Annotated in this window: 3 protein-coding genes; 1 reads left to right on the top strand and 2 read right to left on the bottom strand. The window is 33.6% G+C overall.

Annotation, left to right across the window (positions count from 1 at the left end):
* Positions 1–429: 429 nt before the first annotated feature.
* Complete coding sequence (locus HNS40_RS22235; protein ID WP_172284907.1) at positions 430–789, bottom strand: hypothetical protein; 360 nt, start codon at positions 787–789, stop codon at positions 430–432.
* 2 nt (positions 790–791) lie between these two features.
* Entirely contained in the window at positions 792–1,406 is a 615-nt protein-coding gene (locus tag HNS40_RS22240) for a YiiX family permuted papain-like enzyme (RefSeq protein WP_172284908.1), read from the bottom strand.
* A 229-nt stretch (positions 1,407–1,635) separates the two neighbouring features.
* On the opposite strand from HNS40_RS22240, the gene HNS40_RS22245 reads away from it, so the two are divergent.
* The coding region (locus tag HNS40_RS22245) for a phage integrase N-terminal SAM-like domain-containing protein (protein WP_172284755.1) at positions 1,636–1,865 on the top strand (230 nt) is incomplete at its 3' end.

The raw sequence follows: 1,865 nt of genomic DNA on the forward strand, positions 1-1,865 counted from the left end.
TTCCCACGACTGAAACCAAGTCAAAGTCGTTTTGTTATTCACACGCTTTGCCTTTTTTAAAAATCAAGATAGGCAGGACTTAAAAGGCCTGCGTCTGGAACCGAGCAACTTCATCTTTCAACTCATTCATTCTTATTGGCTAAAAATGCCCGAATTCGTTTTCGTTTCCTTAATTAAAGAAAGAACTTTTTTCCCTACCAAATGCTTTGTCCTTTGAATTTAAATGCTTGGTAACGGCTACGTATATGAAACGTAAGGGATTTGAAAAACATTACTATCAAGTTTGCACGGAGCCAAATTTGCGTTTTGACACAAATTTAAGACATTTAACAAACTCGTCAAATCGCAGATTTGGCGGACTTGATTAAACGGACAAATGCTCCGAAAACCGCTGTAGCCCTTATGTTTTATATACTTTGTTACCATGCGTTATTCCTCTTTTTCACTATTATATCTATCATAATCAGCTGAATAATAATTTCCATTCGGAGCTAAACTATCAGTCGGCAAATCATAATTTATCAATTGCCAATCATCAGATGAAATTACAATCTGGAATCTTTCATTCTCAAACTGTCCGATTGCATTTAAACCTCTTTGAGAAGCATTTCTTACAGTCAGTCCTTTAGGTAACGTGAATAATAAAGAATCACCCATAAAGTGACCAATTGTAATATCTTTTTCAAGTCGTCCTAATTTGTATGAAGGGTCATTTAAACTACATAATCCCCAGCCAATCAGAAAAACGATGTTAAGCGTAATTGATATAATAAGAATCCATTTTTTCATAATCAGTTTTTAAATACGGTAATCAATTGGTCTGAATCAAACATTGATGCAGGAGAAATCACCAATTCATCTTTCGGAATATTATCTCCATATCTTTCCTTTAATTTCTGTTTTACAGTTTTATCAGTCAGGTTGAAATCACCTAGATTTTCAAGTTTTCCAATTTCAAGTCCAACTGCTTCTTTATAAATCTTCCAGACTAATTCAGAGCAATAAATCCTTGAATCAGACCATTCAAAATACAAATCATAGTCTTTCCCTGAGTATTTTTCGCCAACCTGTTTCATTTTTGTTAAAGTCTCAGGAGTCAGTAAGTTTTGGGAATTTTTAATCCGCTTTACAACATAATGTTCGTTTTCTCCTCTCTTAATCCAGTCAGCTAAAGGAGTTAATTTCACAGGTTGAATGGCTTCATAAACGAAAAAATCATTTCCTTGCTTATAAACAATCCCCATGTGACTATATTTTGAACCAGTCGCAATCTGAATCGCTTTACTTTGTCCTGAAGTCGAAGTCTGGAAAATAATATCTCCATTTTGAAATTCAGTCGATTCTGTTTTTGAATGACACGAAATCAAAATAATCAAGCTTAATAATATGTAGTACGTTTTCTTCATCTTAATGCATGGTAACGGTCTTGTATATGAAATGTAGCGGATTTTCAGCACTAACTTTTCGAATTGTAACCGAATTTTAATTAGTTGAATATCTTTTGTTTAAGCACTGAAACCGCTATTTTTTATATACGTTGTTGAACTAAACCTCCCCAAAGGGAGGTAGCTTTCGATTTAAATTCGTATTGAATACGTATAAATCTCATGTTTAATAATTTAATAAAATTAAATCATGAGTAAAATTACTATTTATTCTGAAGCCTGCAACAAAGTTGATGGCTTTAGAGCTATGGGAGAAGAGTTCAAACGTAAACTTATTATTAATGGACGATCAAAGTCTACACACGAAAATTATTTACGCCAAATAGCTAAACTGGCACTTTATTACATGAAAAACCCGCTGCATATAGACATGGATGAGCTGGAAGAGTATCTGTATTACCTGATGCAAAAGGATACGGA

Origin of the sequence: Lentimicrobium sp. S6, assembly GCF_013166635.1 — a bacterium.
Classification (GTDB): Bacteria; Bacteroidota; Bacteroidia; order Bacteroidales; family UBA12170; genus UBA12170.